Origin of the sequence: Pseudomonas sp. Irchel s3h14 (assembly GCF_900187425.1) — a bacterium.
Lineage (GTDB): Bacteria > Pseudomonadota > Gammaproteobacteria > Pseudomonadales > Pseudomonadaceae > Aquipseudomonas.
Genome location: NZ_FYDJ01000015.1, coordinates 1 through 22,720 on the forward strand (window position 1 = coordinate 1; position 22,720 = coordinate 22,720).

The window sequence follows — 22,720 nt, forward strand, 5'->3', positions numbered from 1 at the left end:
TCCCGAACTCAGCAGTGAAACGATGCATCGCCGATGGTAGTGTGGGGTTTCCCCATGTGAGAGTAGGTCATCGTCAAGATTAAATTCCGAAACCCCTATCTGCGTATGCAGGTAGGGGTTTTGTTTTGTCCGCAGAAAAGTGCCGCGGCGAAAAAGGGACAGCCCATCGGTTATCCCTGGTTCCAGCAGCATCGTTAGTGAAACTTCGGCAGAACGTATTCAGCAATCTCTTCAATAACCTCGGCAACCGGCCGCTCGCTACGACGCAGATGCAAGCCAACGTGCTGCACGCCGGCTTCACGCAATGCCTGAAGCTCATCAATCAATGCCAGCCTCCCGCAGCTGCCGCCAAAACGCACACGTCGCATCGGTGTATGAGGATTGGCCGCCAGGTCCAGGTGAACGAAGCTGATGTAAGGTTTATCGCCACCGACCTCTCGCCACAGTCCCACTCGGCGTCGATGTTCATCCGGAGTACCGGGGTAGGCGAGCCAGCCGTCCATGTGTTGGCCGATCCACGCCGGGGATTGCTGACCAAGGCCTGCAACCAGCAATGGCACCGGCTGATCTCGCTCCGGTAACAGGCGAGCACCTTCCGGCAAGCGTCCTTCACCTTGGCTGTGCAACAACTCGACCGTATCGCGAAAGATCTGTCCCCGCTGATCGTAGTCCACACCAAACAACGGATACTCCATAGGTCGGTCGCCACTGGCCACACCCAGTAGCAGACGTCCATCGCTCAGCTCATCAACACTGTTGGCAGCCTTGAGCGTTAACCAAGGTTGACGTAACGGTAATACAACCGCCGCTGTACCCAGCATGATGTTGTCAGTGATCCCGGCCAGGTAGCCAAGGTAGGAAAAGGTTTCGAACACCTGTGCCGCATCACCAAAATCGGGATCATAAACCGGCACATCGCGGACCCACAGAGCGCGGAAACCAGCCTTGTCTGCAAGGCGCGCCATAGCGGCGTGCTGCTTCAGGTCCGGAACTCCAAACGGCCGCTCCTCGGCAATCCGCAGCCGCTGCCCATCGCTGGACCAATCGTTATCCAGGGGTAGTTCCAGCCCAATGGAAAATCCATTGGAGCCCAGTAATCGTTGAAATCGTGGATGCATGAAAAGACTCCAAAAAAACATAACGGAATGACATGCACCCAGTATCTACAGGCCCTTCTTCAAGAAAAATGCATGAATGGGAATATCAATCTTGAGCAAAACGCACGAGTCATTAAAAAACCGACCGTCGTTTTGGCCTTCAAGGACAACCATTAGAGGAAATCGCACTAAAGTGACCGCACGGTTTTTGGTATGGTGCAGCTCGTTTTTTAACGGACTGATTTCGAGCCTACGGATTGGCGCCCCTTCACAGTCAAAGAGCTGCTGCAGAAATGCCCCAACCGATACCGATCAAGGACCACGAAAAAGAGACGCGCCTGGTCAACAAAAGACTGATGGCTTGCGCCCTGTTCGTTGTCGCCATTACCTGTGCACTGGTAGTGCGCATGTATGTCCTGCAGGTGGTCGAATTTGACTATCACTCGACGATCTCTGAAAACAACCGCGTCCACGTCCTGCCGATCACCCCCACGCGCGGATTGATCTACGACCGCAACGGCGTAGTTCTGGCGGACAACCGTCCCAGCTTCAACCTGACCATCACCCGCGAACGCGCCTCCGATGTCAAAGAGGAACTGGATGAAGTAGTCACCCTCCTGCACTTGCCGACTGAAGACCGCTCGCTGTTTGACAAGGCGATGAAGCAGGCGCGCCATCCATTCGTGCCGGTCACCTTGTTCTACGAACTCAGCGAAGAACAAATCGCCGTGTTGGCGGTCAACGAGTTCCGTCTGCCGGGGATCGACGTAGAGCCACAATTCGTTCGCCACTACCCGATGGGCGCGCATTTTGCCCACTCCATTGGCTACGTCGGCCGTATCAACGAGAAAGAGTCCAAAGCCCTGGACACGGTGGAATACCGTGGCACTCAATCCATTGGTAAGACCGGCATCGAAAAATTCTACGAGTCGCAGTTACACGGCCAGGTTGGTTACGAAGAAGTTGAAACCAACGCTCAGGGCCGGGTCCTGCGAGTGCTCAAGCACACCGATCCGATCCCGGGCAAAAACATTGTACTGAGCCTCGACGTCAAACTTCAGGAAGCCGCCGAGGAAGCCTTGGGTGATCGTCGCGGTTCGGTGGTCGCTCTCGATCCGTCGACCGGCGAAGTACTCGCGATGGTCAGCAAGCCGAGTTTCGACCCGAACCTGTTCGTCACCGGTATCAGCTTCAAGGAATACGCAGCGCTCCACGACTCCATCGACCGGCCGCTGTTCAACCGCGTACTGCGCGGCCTCTATGCACCGGGTTCGACCATCAAGCCGGAAGTGGCCATTGCCGGCCTGGACGCCGGCGTCGTTACCCCGCAGACCCGCGTCTTCGACCCCGGTTATTACCAACTCCCGGACTTCGATCACAAGTACCGCAACTGGAACCACAGTGGCGATGGCTGGGTGGACATGGACGCGGCGATCATGCGCTCCAACGACACCTACTTCTACGACCTGGCCCACAAGCTGGGTATCGATCGACTGCATGACTACATGGCGATGTTCGGCCTCGGCGAGAAAGTCTCGCTGGACATGTTCGAAGAGTCTGCCGGTTTGATGCCATCGCAAGCCTGGAAACGTGCCACGCGCCGTCAGGCATGGTTCCCGGGTGAGACCGTGATCCTCGGCATCGGCCAGGGCTACATGCAGGTCACGCCGCTGCAGCTCGCACAGGCCACGGCATTGATCGCCAACAAAGGTGTCTGGAACCGGCCGCACCTGGCCAAGACCGTGGACGGTGTTGCGCCAGTGGATGAGCATCCAATGCCAAACATCCTGTTGAAAGACCCGCGTGACTGGGAGCAGGTCAACCATGGCATGCAGATGGTGATGCACGACGCTCGCGGGATTGCCCGAGCGGCAGCGCAGGGCGCTCAGTACCGTATCGCCGGCAAGAGTGGTACCGCGCAAGTGGTGGCGATCAAGCAGGGTGAGCGTTACAACCGGGCGAAAACCCTGGAGCGTAACCGCGACAACGCCTTGTTCGTCGGTTTCGCCCCGGCCGAACATCCGAAGATTGTCATCTCGGTGATGATCGAAAACGGCGAGGCCGGCGGTCGCGTCGCAGGTCCCGTGGTGCGGCAGATCATGGACGCCTGGCTACTCGATCAGGACGGTCACTTGAAGCCACAATACGCTACACCGAGCAAAGCACCGGGTGATCCTCACGTCTAAGCGATCAAGGCTTCACAGCACAGGCTCACGAATACTGAGCATGTGCTGGAAGCTTTCGAGGAACACGGTTTCGGCCTGACTCATCTTCTGCTCACGATTCCACAACAGCTGGATATCGAAATCCACCACCCCATCTTCCGGCGGTAAACGCCAAAGCAAACCTTGCTCGACATCCCTTCGTACCAGGTGCGTCGGCAGACAGCCAATACCGAACCCTGAACAGATCAAGCGATAAATCTCTTCGAAACTCGTCGATGAAGCGACGATCTTGCCGGTAAAGCCTTGTTGGTCGCGGAACAATGTCAGAGGCGAAAGATTGCCCCCGAGTTGGTCACTGGTGAAGCTGACAAAGTTCTCCGCCGCGAGCTGTTCCAGGGTCAGATTCTCCTGCCCAAACAACCGATGACGTTGCCCACAAAAGTACGCATAAGTCTCACGAAACAGTACTCGCTGCTCCAGCCGTGGCTGCGGTAAACGGCACAGGCCGACGCCAATAGTCGCCGTCTTTTGCAGCAGTGAACTGATGATGTTTGAGCTGCCCATCACCTCGACTTCAAACTCGATTTTTGGATGAGTTTCGTGGAAATCGGCGAGGAACTCGTCGTAATGTCGTGCTTGCACGCCGCTGACGGTAAGGATGCGGATCTTGCCGACCACGTCGTCGTTACGACTCTCCACCACCGTGCCCAGTCGTGAAATATCGCCGTAAATGTCCGCCGCAATGCGCAGGACTTCCTCCCCGGTTTCGGTCAGATCAAACCGCCGCCCGCTGCGGGCAATCAACACACATTCCAATTGTTCCTCCAGCCGTTTAAGCGCCTGGCTGACGGCTGACTGCGTGATGTGCAATCGCGCGGCGGCCCGGCTCATGCTGCCTTCCTGGCCGATCACCAGATAGGTGCGCAGCAGGTTCCAGTCGAGGCGGTCATTCAGAAAGCGGCGACCGACCCAAGGGTTAGAAGTGGAGGGCATATAAACTCCATGTAGTAGCAAGGCTAATAGTAAAGATAAGAATTTGAAAATTGACTAATCCTGGCACGGAAGCGATAAAGCTAACAAGCGCCACAGAGTGCAATCCGTAAACAGCCTTCAGTACCTGCCCAAAACTATAAATACACAGGGTCCTTGCATGCACACTACCCCTCAACCGCGTCGAGCGGCGGCGGCAGCCTTCATTGGCACGACCATCGAGTTCTACGACTTCTACATCTATGCCACGGCGGCAGCGCTGGTGCTCGGGCAAGTGTTCTTTCCCAGCCACGACCCGGTGATGAGCACCCTGGCAGCGTTCGGCAGTTTCGCCGTCGGCTTCATCGCTCGCCCAATGGCCGGCATGGTGTTCGGTCATCTGGGTGATCGCCTCGGTCGCAAGAAAATGCTGCTGGTGACCATTGCGTTGATGGGGCTGGCCACCGCTGGTATCGGGATGTTGCCGAGCTACGCCAGCGCCGGTATCTGGGCGCCGATCGGCCTGATCGTGTTGCGGTTGATCCAGGGCATTTCAGTCGGCGGCGAGTGGGGCGGGGCGGTGCTGATGGCCAGCGAACACGCCCCGGCCAAGCGCAAAACCTTCTACGCCTCGTTCGCCCAACTCGGCAGCCCGGCCGGTTTGCTGCTGGCGTTGATCGCCTTTCGCTTGGTGACATCCCTTGAGCCAGAGGACTTCCTCGCCTGGGGCTGGCGTCTGCCGTTTCTCGCCAGCGGTGTGTTGATGATGGTCGGCCTGATGATCCGTTCCGGTGTTCACGAGTCACCGGAGTTCGCCAAGGCCCGGGACAACAATGAGACTTCCAAGTACCCGGTGAAGGACGTGATCCGCACCTGCTGGCGGCAGATCCTGTTTGCTGCCGCCGCCGTGACCATCGGTTCGGCCGGGTTCTTCTTTACCAATACTTTCATGATCACCTACGTCACCCAGTATCAGGGTATCGCGCGTTCGACGATTCTCGATTGCCTGTTCCTGGTGACCGTCATTCAGCTGCTCTCGCAACCGCTCTCCGCGTTGCTGGCCGAGCGCATCGGCGAAGGACGCTTCCTCAAACTCGTCGCGCTGCTGTGCATGGTCACGCCGTACCCGATGTTCATGTTGGTGGGCACACAGAACATTGTGCTGATGACTGTCGGCATTGCTCTGGCGGTGGTGATTCTCTCGGCGCTTTACGCGGTGATCGCCGGCTACATGACCCAGGCGTTCCCGGTGCACCTGCGCTACTCGGGCATTTCTATCGCCTACCAGTTGAGCTGCGCCCTGGCCGGCGGTACTACGCCGCTGATCGGCACGCTGCTGGCGAGCAAGTTTTCCGGACAATGGTTGCCGTTGGCGGTGTTCTTCACCCTGCTATCGGCCCTGTCCTTGATCGGTGTTTGCGGCCTGGCCCGCCTGCGCGCCAACCCGGTCGTCACCCACGCTGCTAAAGAGGTGTATTCGTGAGTAAACCTGAACACATCGGCCCGGTTGAATGGCAAGCCCGTTGCGAACTGGCTGCGCTGTATCGCCTGGTCGCGCACTTTCGCATGACCGACCTGATCGACACCCACATCACCCTGCGTATTCCAGGGCCGGAGCATCACTTCCTGATCAACCGCTATGGGGTGATTTTCGACCGCATGCGCGCTTCGGACCTGGTGCGTATCAATCAGGACGGGCGAGTCGTCGATCCGGAGTATGAAGGTCATCGGGTCAACGCCGCCGGCTTCGTCATTCACTCGGCGATCCACATGGCCCGCCCGGATCTCAATTGTGTGATTCACACCCACACGGCCGCCGGCATGGCGGTCGCAGCCCAGAAACAAGGATTGCTGCCGATCAGTCAGCACGCGCTGAAGTTCTACGGCAAGTTGGCGTATCACACCTATGAAGGCATCGCGCTGTCGCTGGATGAGCGCGAGCGTTTGATTGCCGATCTGGGGCCGCACCGGGCGATGATCCTGCGTAATCATGGACTGTTGGTCGGTGGTTCCGGCGTGGCCCAGGCGTTCCAGGAGATTCACTTTCTGGAGCGTGCCTGTCAGGCGCAGGTTGCGGCGTTGTCCGGTGGTTCGGCGCTGCATTACCCGTCCCCGGAAGTGTGCGCACATACTGCCGAACAGTTTGACCGCGATGAGCAGGACAACATCATCGACCTGGCCTGGGAGGCCGCTTTGACCCTGATCGAATCCCAGCGCGAGTCCTACTTATCGTGAAAACCGTCACCAACACCGTGGTTTTACTGTCCCGCGACAGTCTTCTACTCAAGCAATTGCAGGTAGCGTTTGCCCGCAGTGCGCCGCAACTCAAGGCAGTCCTGGCCGATGATCCGTTGGCCAGGAATGCGCAGATTGCCGCGTGCTGGTTTCCCTTGCCGGGCAGCCTCGCCGCATTGCCGAACCTGCAAGTCATTCACTCGGTAGCCGCCGGCATCGATCACCTCGATCACGACCCGTCGTGCCCGGATCTGCCGATCTGCCGAGTGGTCGATCCCGGCCACCGCCAAGGCATGACCGAGTACGTGCGCTGGGCGGCGATTCACTATCACCGCGGCTTCGATCAGGTTCTGTTGCAGCAACAGGAGCAGCGTTGGGAGCGGCCGCTGCAACGGGCGGCGGGGCAGTTCAAGGTCGGGGTGATGGGGCTTGGATCGTTGGGCAGCGCCATTGCCCAGGACCTGGCCGCCGCCGGTTACGACGTTCGTGGTTGGGCGCGCCGCAGCAAGGACTTGCCGGGCGTACAGACGTTCGCCGGTGCGGAAAAGCTGAACCCGTTTCTCGATGGATTGGAGTTGCTGATTAACCTGTTGCCGCTGACCCACGAAACCCGCGGCATCCTCGGCAGTGCAACGTTCGAGCGACTCGCCAATGGCGCCGCGCTGGTCAATTGTGGTCGGGGTGGTCATCTGAATATCGACGACCTCGAACAAGCCTTGGCCCGAGGAAAACTGCGCGGTGCGTTGCTGGATGTTTTTGAACAAGAACCGCTGCCGGTCGATCACCGCCTCTGGACAATGCCCGGCGTCACCATCACCCCGCACATGGCATCGGCGGCCTCTCACGACTGTATCGCCGAACAAGTAGCAGAGAACTTTCGCCGTTTAAATAGCGGCGAACCGTTATTGAATTGTGCGGACCGAACACTCGGTTATTAATAAGAAAGCGCCTTGCAAACTCGCCCATTGAGTTGGGCGATCTATAACAACATTCCCTCACCTCGAAAGTTTTACTGCCAGTTAAAACAATTAAATATGAGTTCTTGATGAACTCCTGGAGACAGTAATGAGCGATCTATCGCCTGTAGAAAAGTCCGGCGCACCTCCGGAAGTTGCAGTCAACATGAAGAAAGTCGCCGTGGCCAGTGTGATTGGCACCACGGTGGAATGGTACGACCTGTTTGTGTTCGCCACGGCGTCGGCGCTGGTGTTCAACAAAGTGTTCTTTCCGGACTTCGACCCGTTAATCGGTACATTACTGGCTTTCGGTACGTTTGCTTCGGCCTACCTGGCCCGGATTGTCGGCGCGGCACTGTTCGGGCATTTCGGTGACCGTTTGGGACGCAAGTCGATGTTGTTGGTTTCACTGTTGACCATGGGCGCCGCTACTTTCGCCATCGGGTTATTACCTAACTACGCGGCCATTGGTATCTGGGCGCCGATTCTGTTGTTGCTGCTGAGGGTGATTCAAGGCCTGGCGTTGGGCGGCGAGTGGGGCGGTGCGGTGTTGATGGCGGTGGAACATGCACCCGCCAACAAACGCGGTTTGTACGGCTCGTGGGTACAGATCGGCGTCCCGGCCGGGACCATGATTGCCAACCTGGCCTTCCTCGTGATTGCTGCGTGGCTGTCCCCTGAAGACCTGTTGGCCTGGGGCTGGCGTATTCCGTTCCTGGCCAGCGTGCTGTTGATCGCCGTGGGCTTGTACATCCGCTTGAACATCTCTGAAACCCCGGCCTTCAACAAGGTCAAGGAAGCTGAGGTGCAGGTGAAAATGCCGCTGGCGGAAGTGTTTCGCAAGTACTGGAAACAAGTCGTGCTGGGCGGGATCGCCACCATGTCGACCGGGGCGTCGTTCAACATCATCGTTGCCTTCGGCCTGACGTACGGCACGCAGAATCTCGGGTTCAGCCGCAGTGTGATGCTCGGCGTGGTGTTGCTGTCCTGCGCCTGGTGCATCGTCATGTTGCCGGTGTTCGGTGCGCTGTCGGACCGTTATGGACGCAAGCCGATCATCGTTGCCGGCATCGTGGCCGAAGCGTTGGTGGCGTTCCCGATGTTCTGGTTGATGGACACCAAAGAGTTGCCCTGTGTGATCTTCGGCTACTTGCTGTTGATGACGGCCTTCGCGGCCAACTACGGGCCGATCGCGACCTTCCTCGCCGAACTGTTCGGCACCCGGGTGCGCTATTCCGGGTTGTCGATCAGCTACATGTTGTCCGGTCTGCTCGGCAGTGCCGCGACGCCCATCGTCACCACCGCATTGCTGGCAGCGACCGGCAAAGGCTCTTCGGTGGCCTGGTACATGATTGGCGCGGCGTTGATTTCGTTGGTGGCGTTGTTGTTGCTGACCGAGACCTTCAAGCGAGACATCAGCGAAATCCCGACGGCAGTTCCGGCCGACGACCAAGCCTTTGGCAAGCCTGTCAAATCGGCTGCGGCCTGATCCATGGAGTTCAACAACATGCGCAGAATTCAGTCAGCCCCGGGCTTCATCGGTCCGGTCGGCCCTTACTCCCAAGCGGTGGTCAGCGGTCACCTGGTGTTCACCGCCGGGCAGATCCCGGCCCAGAACAATCTTGATGACCAGCCGGCCAGTTTCCCCGATCAAGTGCGACAAACCTTGCGCAATCTGCAGGCGATCCTGATTGAAGCCGGGTCCGACTTCAGCCACGTGATCAAGGTCAACGCGTACCTCACCGATCCCGCACAACTGGAGCCGTTCAACGCGGTGTATCGCGAGTTCCTCGGTCATGCGCCGCCGGCACGCACCACGGTGTGCGTGGCGTTGTGGGGTGTGTCGCTGGAAATCGACTGTGTTGCCGAGTTGATTGCCAAGGAGGCGCAACATGGATGAATCGCAGCTGATCGAGCAGCTCAACGCGGTGAGCTTTCCGACCCTTGGGCATTTTCTCGAGGAGGGCTTTGCCGACTCGCAACTGCGGGCCATGGTGCCCAATGTGAAATTGGTCGGCCGTGCGCTGACCCTGAAACTGGTGGGCGCCGATGCCATCGCGGTCAACCAGGCCCTGGCGCTCATCCAGCCCGGCGATGTGCTGGTGATCGACACCGATGGCGACTGGCAACACGCCCCGGTAGGCGCCGTCACCAGTTGCGCGGCGCGCTGCGCCGGTGCGGTGGGAATCGTGGTGGACGGCGCGGTGACCGACTTGCTGGAACTGCGCGAGGCCGGGTTGCCGGTCTTCGCTCGCGGCACCAGCCTGCTGACCACCAAGTTGCATGGCCGTGGCGACAGTCAGATCAATCAGCCGATCCACTGTGCCGGCGTCACGGTGCATCCCGGGGATTTCGTGCTGGCGGACGACAACGGCGTGCTGTTTCTCGATCCGGTCATTGCGCAAAACGTCATCGAATGCGCGCTGGCTTCCGATCGCGCCGAGCCGTGCTTGTTGGAGCGGCTGCGCGCCGGTGAACCGGTGTCGCAGGTTTTGAGTGTTTAGGCCGTCAGGTGCTTGATCGATATTTCCCAGGAGTAACTCATGTTGAAAATTAATGGTGAACGCCTCTGGGCGAGTCTGATGGACATGGCCGAAATCGGCGCCACCGCTCGTGGCGGCAGCTGCCGCCTGGCCCTGAGCGATGAAGACAAGGCCGGTCGCGAACTGTTTTCCCACTGGTGCCGCGAAGCCGGCATGACCCTGAGCGTGGACGCCATCGGCAACCTGTTCGCCCGTCGCGCCGGCACCGACCCCGATGCGGCGCCCGTGATGATGGGCAGTCACCTCGACACCCAGCCTGAAGGCGGGCGTTTCGATGGCGTCTACGGCGTACTTGCCGGCCTGGAAGTGGTGCGTTGCCTGAATGACCTCGGCATCCAGACCCGCAAGCCGCTGGAAGTGGCGGTGTGGACCAACGAAGAAGGCGCACGCTTCACCCCGGCGATGTTCGGCTCGGCGGTGTTCACCGGAATCATGGAATTGGACACGGCGCTGGCGGTGCGTGACATCGACGGCATCAGCGTTGCCGAGGCGTTGAAACGCACCGGTTACGCCGGCGAGCGCCCGTTTGGCGGCGCGGTGGATGCGTACTTTGAAGCGCACATCGAACAAGGTCCGATCCTCGAAGACAACGCCAAAAGCATCGGCGTGGTCAGCGGCGGGCAGGCGATTCGCTGGCTCGACGTGCGGGTCGAAGGCATGGCTGCCCACGCCGGTACAACGCCGATGCCGTTGCGCAAGGACGCCTTGTACGGCGTCGCACAAATGATCCAGGCAATCGAAGGCCTGGCCAGTGATTTCACCCCCGAAGGGCTGACCACTGTCGGCGAGTTGAGCATCAACAAGTCCTCGCGCAATACCATTCCGGGCCTGGTGAATTTCACCGTCGACCTGCGTCATCACCGCGACGAAGCGATTGAGGCCATGGAGCAGCAAGTCCGCGAGCGGCTTCAGGCGATTGCCGATAGCCGAGGCTTGAACCTGACGATTACGCCTCACTGGATCAGCCCGGCAACACCCTTCGATGCCGATTGCGTGGCGGCGGTGCAGCAGGCGGTGGACGCGCTGGGCTACGCTCAGCAATCGATTGTCAGCGGCGCCGGGCATGATGCGATTCATCTGGCGCGGTACTGCCCGACGGCGATGGTGTTCATCCCATGCGTCGGCGGCTTGAGCCATAACGAAGCCGAAGATGTGCTGCCTGAAGATGTGCGTCAGGGCACTGATGTGCTACTCAACGCTGTCGTGAGCCGTGCCGGAAAAGTCGAGTAAAACGCAATCCCTGTGGGAGCGAGCTTGCTCGCGATAGCGGTGGATCAGCCGCCATCAATGTTGAATGTGCTGACCTCATCGCGAGCAAGCTCGCTCCCACAGTTGAACGCACTTGGTTTCAAGATCTAGGTTAACTGACAGGTATTCATCCCATGCGCAGTTTTTTCCACCCCGAACAATTGCTTCACCATCCACGCAGCTACTACTCCCGTGGGCAGATGCGCATACCACAGGAAGTGCCGGAGCGGGCTCAGCGGTTGGTCCAGGCATCGCATTCGCTGGGCTTTAATGTCGAGCAACCGGTCGATGCCGGGCTCGATCCGCTGCTGGCGGTCCATGGCGCGCTGTACCTGACGTTTTTGCAGGAAGCGCATCAGCGCTGGAAAGAGATCCCGGAGGATTGGGGCGACGAGGTGATGTCGAACATCTTCGTCCGCGAGCCCAACGCCCTGCGCGGGATTCTCGCCCAGGCCGCCCGCTATCTGGCGGATGGCAGTTGCCCGGTGGGCGAGCAGACCTGGCGTTCGGCCTATTGGTCGGCGCAAAGCGCTATCGCTGGCGCCCAAGCCTTGCTCGATGGCGAGCCGGCGGCTTACGCCTTGTGCCGTCCTCCGGGGCATCACGCCCGGGCCGAAGCGGCGGGCGGTTTCTGCTATGTGAACAATGCCGCGGTGGCTGCTCAGGTTCTGCGTGCCGGGTTTGCGCGCGTCGCGGTGCTCGACACTGACATGCACCACGGGCAGGGAATTCAGGAGATTTTCTACGACCGCGATGACGTGCTCTACGTTTCGGTGCATGGCGATCCGACCAACTTCTATCCGGGGGTTGCCGGGTTCGCTGATGAGCGGGGTGCAGGGAAGGGCGAGGGCTTCAACCTCAACTTGCCGATGGCGCATGGCGCCAGTGAGGCGGACTTCCTGGGTCAATTGGACGTGGCGTTGGCGGCGGTGAAAGACTTCGGCGCCGAGGTGTTGGTGTTGTCCCTGGGGTTCGATATTTTCGAGCTGGATCCGCAGAGCAAAGTGGCGGTGACCCGTGAAGGGTTTGCGCTACTGGGCGAGCGGATTCGCAGCCTTGGGTTGCCGTGTCTGATCGTGCAGGAGGGCGGGTATCACTTGGAGAGTCTTGAGGATAATGCCCGGGCGTTTTTTGTGAGCCCCGAGGTGTGGCAGCTCTGAGATCTTTGGTGTCTGGTAGATCGCTATCGCGGGCAAGCCATGCTCCTACAAGGGCCGAGGTTGAATGCCAATCCAGGCTCGGCTCGATCCCTGTAGGAGCAAGGCGTGCCCGCGATGAACGATAACGCGGTCGACCTGACGGAACACAAGCGCCGTAAGGCACTTGCCATCGCCCTGACGTTAACGTAAAGATTGCGGCAGGGCGCTGATCTTAAAAAAGCGCAGGGCGGACCGATCCGGAGCGCTTGATGACGCTAATAAAAACAACTCCTCCCAAACTGCACCGCGAAGCCCGGCTGGCCCGGGAAAAGCTCCATCTCGAGGGCGAAGTCCCGGATGGCGTATTGCGGGCGGAAATCGATGCGTCGTGGCGGCGTAGCCTGAGCCATGGCGTGCATTTCAATGCCAAGCACGAGCTGGCGCTGGAATCGAGCGCGAGCCTCGACGTGCTGTTGGCGAGCAATCGGCTGCTGATCGACGCGGCATTGCCGGCCATCGATTACCTGGCCGAGCGCCAGGGCAAGGAAGGGCTGATCATCCTTGCCAATTCCGACGCCACCATCCTCGCTGTCGAAGGACGCGCCGATCGCCTCAAGGGCAGCGGCCTGCAAGACATCACCCTCGGCGCCTGCTGGAGCGAAGCCGCTCGCGGCACCAATGCGCTGGGCACCGCACTGGTGGAAGCCCGGCCAACGATGATCGATTGCGGCGAACATTACCTCGATCGCCTGACCGATTTCTCCTGCACCTCGGTGCCGATCCATTGCCCTCAGGGCGACATCCTCGGCGTACTCGACCTGACGCGCGAAGGCCCGCTCGGTCGTGTCCACGACAGCACCGCGTTGCTGGCCATGGCCGTCAGCCAGATCGAAAGCCGGGTGTTCAACGCCAGTTATCCGGACGAAATCGTCCTGGCTTTCCACAGCCGTCGGCAGTACCTCGAATCCCCTTGGCAAGGCCTGTTGGCGGTGAGCCTTGGCGGGCAGATTCTCGCGGTCAGCGCCCAAGCCTGTCAGTTGCTCCACGCCGAGCGCTCGGCGTTGGTCGGTCGACGCTGTGAAGAGTTTCTGGGCGTCGATGGCCTGCAACTTCTGTCGCGTCTTCATCAGGGCGGTGTCGGCAGTTTGCAAACGGCCAAAGGCGAGTTCTTCTACAAAACCCTGCGTGCGCCGCAGCGTTCGATCAATGTCAGCACGCCGCCGCGCAGCACAGCGAAAACCGCCAAAGCACAACCGGATCTCGAATCCCTGGCCGGCAGCAATGTCCGGTATGCCCGAGCCTTGCGCATGGCCCGTCAAGGCCTGGCCAATGAGCTGCCGGTGTTGCTGCTGGGCGAAACCGGCACCGGTAAGGAAGTCATCGCCCGCGCCCTGCACATGGCCGGCACCCGCTGCGACAAACCCTTTGTCGCGGTGAACTGCGCGGCGATCCCCGAAGGCCTGATCGAGTCGGAACTGTTCGGCTACCGCGAAGGTGCGTTCACCGGCTCGCGTCGCGGCGGCATGATCGGTCGTCTGCAACAGGCCCATGGCGGCACCTTGTTTCTCGACGAAATCGGCGACATGCCGCTGGCCTTGCAGGCCCGTCTGCTGCGGGTGTTGCAGGACCGTAAAGTGGCACCGTTGGGCGCCGGTGAAGAGCAAGACATCGACGTCGCATTGATCTGCGCCACGCACCGTGACCTCAAGCGTCTGGTCGAAGAAAAACATTTCCGCGAGGACCTGTTTTATCGGGTCAACGGCATCAGCGTGATGCTCCCTGCTCTGCGCGAGCGTGAGGATTTCAGCGGTCTGGTCACTCGCCTGCTGGCCAAGCTGGATGCGCCGACGATGGTCCTGCATGACGACTTGAACCGTTTGCTCGGCGGCTATCACTGGCCGGGCAACATCCGCCAACTGGAAATGGTGTTACGAACGGCGCTGGCCATGCGCGAACCGGGGGACACCGTACTCACCCTCGACCACTTGCCCGACAGCATGCTCGACGAGTTGACCGCTACCGAACGCCCTCAGGCCGGCAGCATTCGCGAAAATGAACTGGAGCTGATTCGCCAATCCCTGGACACTCATCAGGGCAACGTCTCGGCCGCTGCCGACGCCTTGGGCATCAGCCGCGCGACCTTGTATCGCAAGCTCAAACAGTTGCGTTCGTGATGCAGCGCTTGATCGTTCGGCTGATCGACAGCCAGAACCCCGAAGCCCTGCAAGCGGCATTGCGCTGGCTCTACAGCTTCGTGCGACCTCATCGTCTGGCGATTGCCGGGCTGCTCGGATTATCGGTCTGCGCCTCGTTGCTGGTGTTGGTCCAGCCGTGGCTGACCAAACTGCTGATCGACGATGGTTTGCTGGCGCGCAACTTTCCGATGCTGGTGCTGATCGCCGGGCTGATGATCGTGGCCGGGCTGCTCGGAACGGGGTTGTCGGGGATCAACCGTTACCTGCACACGCGGCTGTCCGGGCGGATTCTGTTTGCTCTGCGCGATGACCTTTATCGACATCTGCAAACGCTTTCGCCGAGTTTCTACGGACAGCGCCGCATCGGTGACCTGATGTCACGCCTCGATGGTGACGTCGCGGAGATCCAGCGCTTTGCCGTGGACTCGTTGTTCTCGGCGGTGTCGAGCGTGATCGGTCTGGTCTGCGCCGTGGCGATGCTGCTGACCCTGTCGTGGAAACTCTCGTTGCTGGCGTTGGTGCTGATTCCCCTCGATGTACTCTGGCTGCGCTGGATGCGACGCAAGGTCGAACGGGATGTGCGGCAATTGCGCGAGCGCTCGGCGGACATGTCCTCGTTCATGGTCGAGACCTTGCCGGTGATGAAGTTCATCCAGTCTGCTGGCCAGCAACAGCGTGAATCGCGGCGCCTGGAGACATTGGGTCAAGGCTACATGAGCCAGTTGCTGCGCCTGCAGGTCACCGAGTTTTTCACTCAGGCAGTGCCGGGCACACTGACGTCTCTGTCCCGTGCCTGCGCGTTCCTGATCGGCGGATATTGGGTGGTGCAGGGTACCTGGCAACTGGGCGCGCTGATCGCGTTTTCCACCTATCTGGGCATGGCCGTCGGACCGGTGCAGAGCCTGCTGGGCCTCTATGTCGCGGTCCAACGAATGACCGTCAGCCTCGGGCGTGTGATGGAGTTGCGCGGCGAAGAACCGACCGTTCTCACGCCGGTCATGCCGCAGCCGATGCCGACTTCTGGCGAGCTGCGTTTCGACGACGTGCACTTCAGCCATCCAGGTCGCCCGACAACCCTGCGCGGCATCGAAGCGAGAATTCCCTACGGTTTGAAAGTCGCCCTGAGCGGCGGCTCCGGGGTCGGCAAATCGACCCTGATCGACCTGCTGCAACGGCACCACGATCCGCAGTCCGGCCGGGTGTTGCTGGGAGAGGTCGATCTGCGCGAACTGGACCTGTTCCAGCTGCGTCGGCGGATTGCCGTGGTCAGTCAGGACATCGTGCTGTTTCGCGGCAGCCTCGCCGACAACCTCGCCTACGCGGTGCCGGACGCCAGCCGTGAAGCAATTGCCGAAGTGGCTCGGCTGGCGCAACTCGACAGTCTGATCGAGTCGTTACCCGAAGGCCTCGACAGTCCATTGGGCGAACGCGGTCAGCAGTTGTCCGGCGGGCAGAAACAACGCATCGCCATCGCCCGGGCGCTGTTGCAGGATCCGTTGATTCTGGTGCTGGACGAAGCGACTTCGGCGGTGGATGAAGCCACCGAACGCGAAGTCATCGAAGCCATCGATCGACTGTTTGCCGGGCGTACGCGGATTCTCATCAGCCACCGTCCTTCAACCTTGGCGGATGCCGATTTGCGCTTTGAATTGCTCGACGGCGTACTCACTTCAAAAACGGTGCTGCATGAAGCCTGAGCTGCGGATTGGCGTAGTGGACAGCGGTCACTCGGCAGCGCAGCGGGTGCAAGTGGTCGCCGGGCGGCGCTTCTCGTTGCTGGCGGATGGCCTGGCCGAAAGCGACTTGCGCGACGATCCGCTGGGCCACGGCAGTGCGGTGGTCGAGGCCATCGGTCGGCGGGCGCCTTCGGCAGTATTTTGTGTGGCTCAGGTGTTCGACCAGCGTGGGGTTACCAGCGCGTTGCAGATTGCTACGGCAATTGACTGGCTGGTGGCGCAGGACGTTCGGCTGATCAATTTGAGCCTCGGTCTGCGTCAGGATCGCAGCCTGTTGCGTGAAGCCTGTGCGGCGGCGGTAGCGCGAGGTGTTTTGCTCTGTGCATCCAGCCCGGCTCAGGGCGAAGGCGTGTTTCCGGCGAATTATCCACAGGTGCTGCGAGTCACCGGCGATGCGCGTTGTGCCGAACAGGAATGGTCGTGGCTCAACAGTGTTCAGGCAGATTTTGCCGCGTGTGTGCATGGCACCTATCCGGGGCAGTCTGGCGCCAGCCTCGGCTGTGCGGCGTTGAGCGGGCACATCGCAGGTTTCCTGGTGGCACATCCCGAGGCGAGCAACGAACAGGTCATTGAGTGGCTGCGGGAGAATGCCCGTTATCGCGGCCCTGAACGGCGCTTCGGGCCATGATTTTGATTCTTGGCGCAGGGCCCGCGGGAGCGGCGGTTGCCTTGGGTTTGCGTCGGCTCGGTTATCCCGTGACGCTGGTCAGTGAATGGCGGCGGTTTGCGGCGCTGGAAGGCGTTTCCATTCGGGTACTGGAGGCCTTGCGTGGCGCGGGGCTTCATCAAGCCTTGGTGGATGCGGCGCTGCCGTCCCAAAGACAGGTGTCATGGAACGGCCAGCAGCATGCGCAAAACATCGAATTTTTACTGGATCGCCCAAGCTTTGATCGAGGCTTGCGCGAGGATCTGCGTCTGGCTGGCGTTGAGCTGATCGAAGGCCGCGTGCTGACGGTGCAGTCATCGGTTTCGGGGCATCGGATCGAGATCGAAGGGCGCGAGGCGCTGCTGGCGGATTTTCTGGTTGAGGCGCGTGGGCGTCAGGCACCTGCACTCGGCAAAGGCCTGCGCGGACCGGAGACGGTCAGCCTGCTCAATCGCTGGCAAGGCGCGCCGGGCAGCACCGCCAGTGCGGTGGAAAGCCTTGAGGACGGCTGGGCCTGGATGGCCCGGCGAGCCGACGGTCAGTGTTATTGGCAATGGACCGTGGACGTGGCCAGTGCTGAGTTGCCGGGCAAGGCGATGTTGCTCGACTACTGTCGTGAGCGACGTGAGGGTTCGGCGTTGGCGCGGGCGTTTTTCGGTGTCGAGCCTGAGATCGATCTACAGCTGCATGCGCGCAGCAGCACAGCGATTTTGTGCCCGCAGGTGTGTGGCGAAAACTGGATTCGGGTAGGGGATGCGGCGATGGCGGTGGATCCGCTGTCGGGTAATGGGATCTTTCAGTCCTTGTCGTCAGCGTTACAGGCGCCGACGGTGATCAATACGTTGTTGCGTAAACCCGAGCGAGCGGCGCTGGCTCAGCGCTTTCATCAGCAACGGGTGGAGCAGTTGTTTTTGCGTTTTGCGCGGATCGGGCGGGATTTTTATGCCGATGAGCAGCGTTGGTTGCAGCAGCCATTCTGGCTTGCGCGCCGGCAGTGGCCGGATGCTGAGGTGGCGCATGCCGAGGCGGATTTTTCCTCGTTGAGGATTGAGCGCGCGCCGGTGTTGAACGAGGGGTTTGTGGATGAGGCTGAGGTGGTGATCACGGCGGATCAGCCGCTGGGGATCTGGCATGTGCAAGGGGTTGAGCTGGCGCCGTTGGTGCGGCGGTTGGGCAGTGAGCCAGGGGATCAGGTTTTGGCTGGGTTGACGGTGGAGCAGGGACGGGTGGTTCGCAGTTGGTTACTGTCGCAAGGATTTAAACCCTGACACAGACTGATCGTTCCCACGCTCCGCGTGGGAATGCCGCCAGGGACGCTCCGCGTTCCGCTTTGGGATGTGACGCGGAGCGTCACGGGATGCATTCCCACGCGGAGCGTGGGAACGATCAACGTGGGAACGATCTGTGTGTCAGAGCTTAATCAACACCGACTTCAACTCGGTGTAATGCTCAATCGCCGCATACCCCATCTCGCGCCCAACCCCGGACATCTTGTACCCACCAAACGGCAACGCCGGGTCCAGCGCACTGTGGCAGTTGACCCACACCGAACCCGACTTGATCCGCGGAATCATCCGGTGCACCGCCGCCAGATCGTTCGACCAGATACTCGCCCCCAGCCCATAGGGACTGTCGTTGGCCATACGCAACGCATCGGCTTCATCATCAAACGGAATCGCCACCAGCACCGGCCCGAAGATCTCCTCCTGCACCAGCGAGTGCTTCTGATCGACATCCACAATCACCGTCGGTTTAACGAAGAACCCCGGCCCGAACTGCTCGCCACCGCAAGCGATGGTCGCGCCGCTTTCCCGACCCTTTTCTATATACCCGTAAACCCGCTCCTGCTGACGCGCCGAGATCAGTGGCCCCATCTCGACGCTAGGGTCCAGTCCGTTACCGAGCTTCATGGCGTTGGCGATGTCGGCGATGTCCGCCACCACATTGTCGAAATGCTTACGCTGCACATACAGCCGCGAACCTGCGCAGCACACCTGCCCCTGATTGAAGAAAATCGCGCTGGCGGCGCCGGCTGCGGCGGACTTCAGGTCGGCGTCGGCCATGACGATGGTCGGTGATTTGCCGCCCAGTTCGAGGGTGACCCGGGTCATGGACTCCATGGCGATCTTGCCGATCTGCTTGCCCACGGCGGTGGAACCGGTGAAGGTCAGCTTGTCCACCAACGGGTTGTGGGTCAGGGCGGAACCAGCAGTGATGCCGGTGCCGGTGACCACGTTGAACACGCCCTCGGGATACCCGGCTTCCAGCACCAGTTCGGCCAGTTTCAGCGCGGTCAGCGGGGTTTCGTCGGCGGGTTTGAGTACCACCGTGCAACCGGTGGCCAGGGCCGGGCCGAGTTTCCAGCAGGCCAGCAGCAGCGGGAAGTTCCAGGCAACGATGGCGCCGACCACGCCCACCGCTTCGCGGCGGATGAAGCTGTGGAATTGATCGTTGGGCATCAACGGCAACGACACTTCAACGCTGGAGCCTTCGATCTTGGTCGCCCAACCGGCCATGTAGCGCAGGAAGTCGATGGACAGTTGCACGTCCATCACCTGGGCCACCGCCGCACTTTTGCCGTTGTTCAGGCATTCCAGTTGCGCCAGCAGCTCGGCGTCGCGCTCCATCAGGTCAGCGAGTTTCCACAGCAGGTTCTGCCGCTCCCGAGGTCGGGTGCGGGTCCAGGCCGAATCATCGAAGGCCTGACGCGCAGCGAGCACGGCGCGATCGACATCCTCAGGCGTGGCCCGCGGCACGACGCACAGCACTTCGCCAGTGGCCGGGTTGTGCAGGGGCATGGTCTGGCCGTCGGCGGCCTCGACCCAATCGCCGCCGATGAGCATGCGTGGGGCGCGCTGGATAAACGCCGAGGTGGCGGGAAGCAAATAAGGGAGGGGCATGGCGAGACCTCTTGTTGTTCGTGAGAACAGAGGTTTCGCAATGGCTGTGCCAAGTACCCTGAAAGGCAAGACAGCCCTTGGCCGGCGGGGTTTTGGGGCACTCAAGGGAGTCGCGGGTGCTGTGAGGTTGTTGCAAATTGCGACAGCTGTGAGACGACGAGCAACCGGGTTGCGACCTTGAGGTACCCATTATTGAGGACTAGAATTTTCAGGATCGGTGGGTGAAATGACGGACCGTTCATCCGGCAATACATCTGGCGTGAGGGAGGTAACGATGTTCCTTTCAACCCTGGAAATTCAAAACATCATTGAACACAGTTTTCTGCCGTCCGTGTGCACCTGCACCATGGCGGCGGACCAGTCCCTGACGATTCGGGTCTGCGACTGCATGACCGGCAAAGTGGATATTGTGGCCACCCACGTTCCCCTGTGGACACTGGACAGTCCCCATGCGATCGCGTCGCTGGTGGCGGACATGCAGCACGAAATCGACGTACAAAAAAGCGTTCCCCCCACCTATGACATCTGAACCGGCGTCACGCCGCACCGTGGGAAAACGGTGCGGCCCGCGCCGATTTTTCAGGCTGCAAACTTCAGAGAAATCTCTTCGAACGTGTCGCCATCCACGGCAACCAACAGCTTTCTGTCGTCCTTGAGCGTCGCCAGAAAGGTCACTTCGGTTTCCTTGCCGGCCAGCATGAACCCGGCGATTGCGCCGATGGGCCCCAACAGCATGGCCCCGGCCACGCCAAAGCCGATGGCATCCTTGATGTTGTTGATCGAATCCTCGTTGGCCACTTCCATGCACTTGAACGATGAGAGCGGGAGGGTAATGCCAGGCCAAGGATGAAGCGACGTTCTGAGGGTGAAAACGCCGTCTCTGTACTCTCCATCACCCTGCAGAAAGTCCCCCGCCAGGACAGTGATGCTTGCCATTTTTTTATCCCCTGGTGGCAATCGGTGAACAACCATTTCGCGCTTGCAGGGGGGCGGCGTCAATCGCCGGCCGATGAGCTGTTCCGGTCAGGCCATCTATGCTGTCTCAGACTGCAACAACTGTCGCGATATTAGACGCAGACGATCTCGTTCAGCGATGGCGCAAAGCAGTCATCTTTGCGCAACTAATTGATTAAAAAGGTAATCGTCAAGCTGGCACGCTCCGTGTATTGCTCATCGCAGACGTTTCTCTTGCCTCCGTCAGCGGTGCGCCGCCGACGGCAGAAACCATAAAAACGATAAGCCACAAAAATAAGAAAGCACCGTGCGAGGTTCGACGTTGATGAAGAGAAAACTCCGATCAGGCCTGAGTGCCAGCCTGCTGGCCGTGGCCGCTTGTGTGGCGCTGCATTCGCCTTACAGCCTGGCAGCCCGCGACGCTCAGACCATCCTCAAGGAAACCTGTCAGGGCTGTCATACCCCGGAAGCCGATAACGCCCTGAGCCGCATCAGCCACCAGCGCAAAACCCCTGAAGGCTGGCTGATGAGCATCGCCCGCATGCAAACCATGCACGGTTTGCAGATCAGCGATGACGACCGCCGAACCCTGGTCAAATACCTGGCCGACACTCAGGGCCTGGCCCCAAGCGAGACCGATGGCGTGCGTTATGCGCTGGAGCGTCGACTCAATACTGTCGAGAAATTCGACGACCAGACCAGCCAGATGTGCGGTCGCTGCCACTCCGGTGCGCGGGTCGCCCTGCAACGGCGTCCGGCCCAGGAATGGGAGCGTCTGGTGAACTTCCACCTCGGCCAATGGCCGTCCCTGGAGTACCAGGCGCTGTCTCGCGACCGCGACTGGTTCGATCTGGCCCGTAAAGAGATGGTGCCGCTGCTGGCCAAGCGTTATCCGCTGGATAACCCGGCCTGGAAAAAATGGCTGAGCACCGCGCCGAAAGCTGAAGCGCTGGTCGGTGACTGGAGCTTCAGCGGTCACTTGCCGGGCAAGGGTGAATTGGCCGGCGTGATGAGCGTCACGGCCGATGGCAGCGACACGTTCAAGGTCAGCGTCAAAGGCCAATACGCCGACGGCAGCCCGTTCAATGGCGATGGCAGCGCGATTCTCTACACCGGCTACGAATGGCGCGGCAATGTGACCATCGACGGCGTGACCATGCGTCAGGTGTTCGCCGCCCAAGGCAATGCCATGCAAGGCCGGATGTTCGAGGCCGAGCACGATGAGCGGGGTCTGGACTTCGTCGCCGCCAAGCAGGGCAGCAGTCGTTTGCTGGCGGTGCAGCCGGGTTATCTGAAGGCTGGCACCGAAACTGAAGTGACCCTTGTCGGCAGCGGTCTCACCGGCAAACCGAACTTTGGCAAAGGCGTGGAAGTGGTCGAGGTGCTGGAGCAGACGCCAGAGCGCCTGCGCGTCAAACTCAAGGCCGCCGCCAATGCCCAACCGGGTCTGCGCAACGTCACCGTCGGCACGCTGAAAGGCCCGACCCTGTCGGTCTACAGCAAAATCGCCGAAGTCAAAGTCGTGCCCGAGTTCTCGGTGGCGCGGATCGGCGACGGCGGTGGTTCGACACCGAAAGTCCAGGGCCGTTTTGATGCCGAAGCCTGGGGCAAGGGCACCGACGGCAAGCCGTATCGCATCGGCGTGTTCCCGGCGCAGTGGTCGGTCGAAGCCTTCGACGACCGCGCCAAGGAAGACGAGGACGTCAAGTTCGCCGGCACCATGCAGGCTGACAGCGGCGTGTTCACACCGGGCGATGCCGGGCCGAACCCGCAGCGCAAAATGTCTACCAACAATGCCGGCAACCTCAAGGTGATCGCCGCCGTCGACGACGCAGGGAAATCCCTGACCGGCGAAGGCCACATGATCGTCACCGTGCAACGCTGGAACAATCCACCCATTCCATGATTTTGAAAACGTGAGCTGGCTGACTTCAACG

General features: G+C 60.5%; 19 protein-coding genes. 15 read left to right on the forward strand and 4 right to left on the reverse strand.

Translation table 11 applies throughout. From position 1 onward, the window contains the following. Positions 1-194: 194 nt before the first annotated feature. Positions 195-1,118 (reverse strand): TIGR03571 family LLM class oxidoreductase, encoded by a 924-nt coding sequence (locus CKW16_RS23405; RefSeq protein ID WP_095131007.1) that lies wholly within the window; start codon positions 1,116-1,118, stop codon positions 195-197. 272 nt (positions 1,119-1,390) lie between these two features. Between CKW16_RS23405 and mrdA the strand changes: the two genes are divergently transcribed. After that, entirely contained in the window at positions 1,391-3,283 is a 1,893-nt protein-coding gene (mrdA, locus tag CKW16_RS23410; protein WP_095131009.1) for a penicillin-binding protein 2, read from the forward strand. Between the two features lie 12 nt (positions 3,284-3,295). Here mrdA and CKW16_RS23415 read toward each other — a convergent pair whose 3' ends face one another. Next, positions 3,296-4,255, reverse strand: coding sequence for a LysR family transcriptional regulator (locus tag CKW16_RS23415; RefSeq protein ID WP_095131011.1), 960 nt, complete (start codon positions 4,253-4,255; stop codon positions 3,296-3,298). A 157-nt stretch (positions 4,256-4,412) separates the two neighbouring features. Between CKW16_RS23415 and CKW16_RS23420 the strand changes: the two genes are divergently transcribed. From CKW16_RS23420 to CKW16_RS23475, 12 genes are all read left to right on the forward strand, one after another. Further along, positions 4,413-5,714 (forward strand): MFS transporter, encoded by a 1,302-nt coding sequence (locus CKW16_RS23420; RefSeq protein ID WP_095131013.1) that lies wholly within the window; start codon positions 4,413-4,415, stop codon positions 5,712-5,714. Continuing rightward, positions 5,711-6,466 carry a class II aldolase/adducin family protein gene (locus tag CKW16_RS23425; protein ID WP_095131015.1) on the forward strand — a complete coding sequence of 252 codons (756 nt, stop codon included), beginning with the start codon at positions 5,711-5,713 and terminating at the stop codon, positions 6,464-6,466. The genes CKW16_RS23420 and CKW16_RS23425 overlap by 4 nt, the downstream gene beginning before the upstream one ends. Then, the gene (locus CKW16_RS23430) at positions 6,463-7,404 is read left to right on the forward strand and encodes a glyoxylate/hydroxypyruvate reductase A (protein WP_095131017.1); all 942 of its coding nucleotides are present in this window, start codon (positions 6,463-6,465) and stop codon (positions 7,402-7,404) included. The genes CKW16_RS23425 and CKW16_RS23430 overlap by 4 nt, the downstream gene beginning before the upstream one ends. A gap of 127 nt (positions 7,405-7,531) precedes the next feature. Beyond that, on the forward strand, positions 7,532-8,911 hold the full coding sequence (locus CKW16_RS23435) for an MFS transporter (protein ID WP_095131019.1): 1,380 nt from the start codon (positions 7,532-7,534) through the stop codon (positions 8,909-8,911). Between the two features lie 18 nt (positions 8,912-8,929). After that, positions 8,930-9,322 carry a RidA family protein gene (locus tag CKW16_RS23440; RefSeq protein ID WP_095131021.1) on the forward strand — a complete coding sequence of 131 codons (393 nt, stop codon included), beginning with the start codon at positions 8,930-8,932 and terminating at the stop codon, positions 9,320-9,322. After that, positions 9,315-9,926 (forward strand): RraA family protein, encoded by a 612-nt coding sequence (locus CKW16_RS23445; RefSeq protein ID WP_095131023.1) that lies wholly within the window; start codon positions 9,315-9,317, stop codon positions 9,924-9,926. The genes CKW16_RS23440 and CKW16_RS23445 overlap by 8 nt, the downstream gene beginning before the upstream one ends. A gap of 39 nt (positions 9,927-9,965) precedes the next feature. After that, positions 9,966-11,195: a Zn-dependent hydrolase gene (locus tag CKW16_RS23450; RefSeq protein WP_095131025.1), complete on the forward strand. Its 1,230-nt coding sequence runs from the start codon at positions 9,966-9,968 to the stop codon at positions 11,193-11,195. 152 nt (positions 11,196-11,347) lie between these two features. Beyond that, the gene (locus tag CKW16_RS23455) at positions 11,348-12,373 is read left to right on the forward strand and encodes a histone deacetylase family protein (protein WP_095131027.1); all 1,026 of its coding nucleotides are present in this window, start codon (positions 11,348-11,350) and stop codon (positions 12,371-12,373) included. Between the two features lie 248 nt (positions 12,374-12,621). Next, positions 12,622-14,526, forward strand: coding sequence for a sigma-54-dependent Fis family transcriptional regulator (locus CKW16_RS23460; RefSeq protein WP_095131029.1), 1,905 nt, complete (start codon positions 12,622-12,624; stop codon positions 14,524-14,526). Continuing rightward, positions 14,526-16,244, forward strand: a complete 1,719-nt coding sequence (locus CKW16_RS23465) for an ABC transporter ATP-binding protein (protein WP_095131031.1) — start codon at positions 14,526-14,528, stop codon at positions 16,242-16,244. The genes CKW16_RS23460 and CKW16_RS23465 overlap by 1 nt, the downstream gene beginning before the upstream one ends. Next, positions 16,234-16,911 carry a S8 family serine peptidase gene (locus tag CKW16_RS23470; protein ID WP_095131033.1) on the forward strand — a complete coding sequence of 226 codons (678 nt, stop codon included), beginning with the start codon at positions 16,234-16,236 and terminating at the stop codon, positions 16,909-16,911. The genes CKW16_RS23465 and CKW16_RS23470 overlap by 11 nt, the downstream gene beginning before the upstream one ends. Next, positions 16,908-18,197, forward strand: a complete 1,290-nt coding sequence (locus CKW16_RS23475; RefSeq protein WP_095131035.1) for an FAD-dependent monooxygenase — start codon at positions 16,908-16,910, stop codon at positions 18,195-18,197. The genes CKW16_RS23470 and CKW16_RS23475 overlap by 4 nt, the downstream gene beginning before the upstream one ends. A 141-nt stretch (positions 18,198-18,338) precedes the next feature. Here the strand turns inward: CKW16_RS23475 and CKW16_RS23480 are convergent, their stop codons facing one another. Further along, the gene (locus tag CKW16_RS23480; RefSeq protein ID WP_046048401.1) at positions 18,339-19,829 is read right to left on the reverse strand and encodes an aldehyde dehydrogenase; all 1,491 of its coding nucleotides are present in this window, start codon (positions 19,827-19,829) and stop codon (positions 18,339-18,341) included. A 274-nt stretch (positions 19,830-20,103) separates the two neighbouring features. On the opposite strand from CKW16_RS23480, the gene CKW16_RS23485 reads away from it, so the two are divergent. After that, the gene (locus CKW16_RS23485; RefSeq protein ID WP_095131037.1) at positions 20,104-20,358 is read left to right on the forward strand and encodes a DUF1652 domain-containing protein; all 255 of its coding nucleotides are present in this window, start codon (positions 20,104-20,106) and stop codon (positions 20,356-20,358) included. 50 nt (positions 20,359-20,408) lie between these two features. Here the strand turns inward: CKW16_RS23485 and CKW16_RS23490 are convergent, their stop codons facing one another. Further along, a complete protein-coding gene (locus tag CKW16_RS23490) occupies positions 20,409-20,765 on the reverse strand; it encodes a hypothetical protein (protein WP_095131039.1) in 357 nt (118 codons plus the stop codon). Positions 20,766-21,108: 343 nt separating this feature from the next. Here CKW16_RS23490 and peaA point away from each other — a divergent pair, with 343 nt between their 5' ends. After that, positions 21,109-22,689, forward strand: a complete 1,581-nt coding sequence (gene peaA, locus CKW16_RS23495) for a quinohemoprotein amine dehydrogenase subunit alpha (RefSeq protein ID WP_095131041.1) — start codon at positions 21,109-21,111, stop codon at positions 22,687-22,689. Positions 22,690-22,720: the final 31 nt, after the last annotated feature.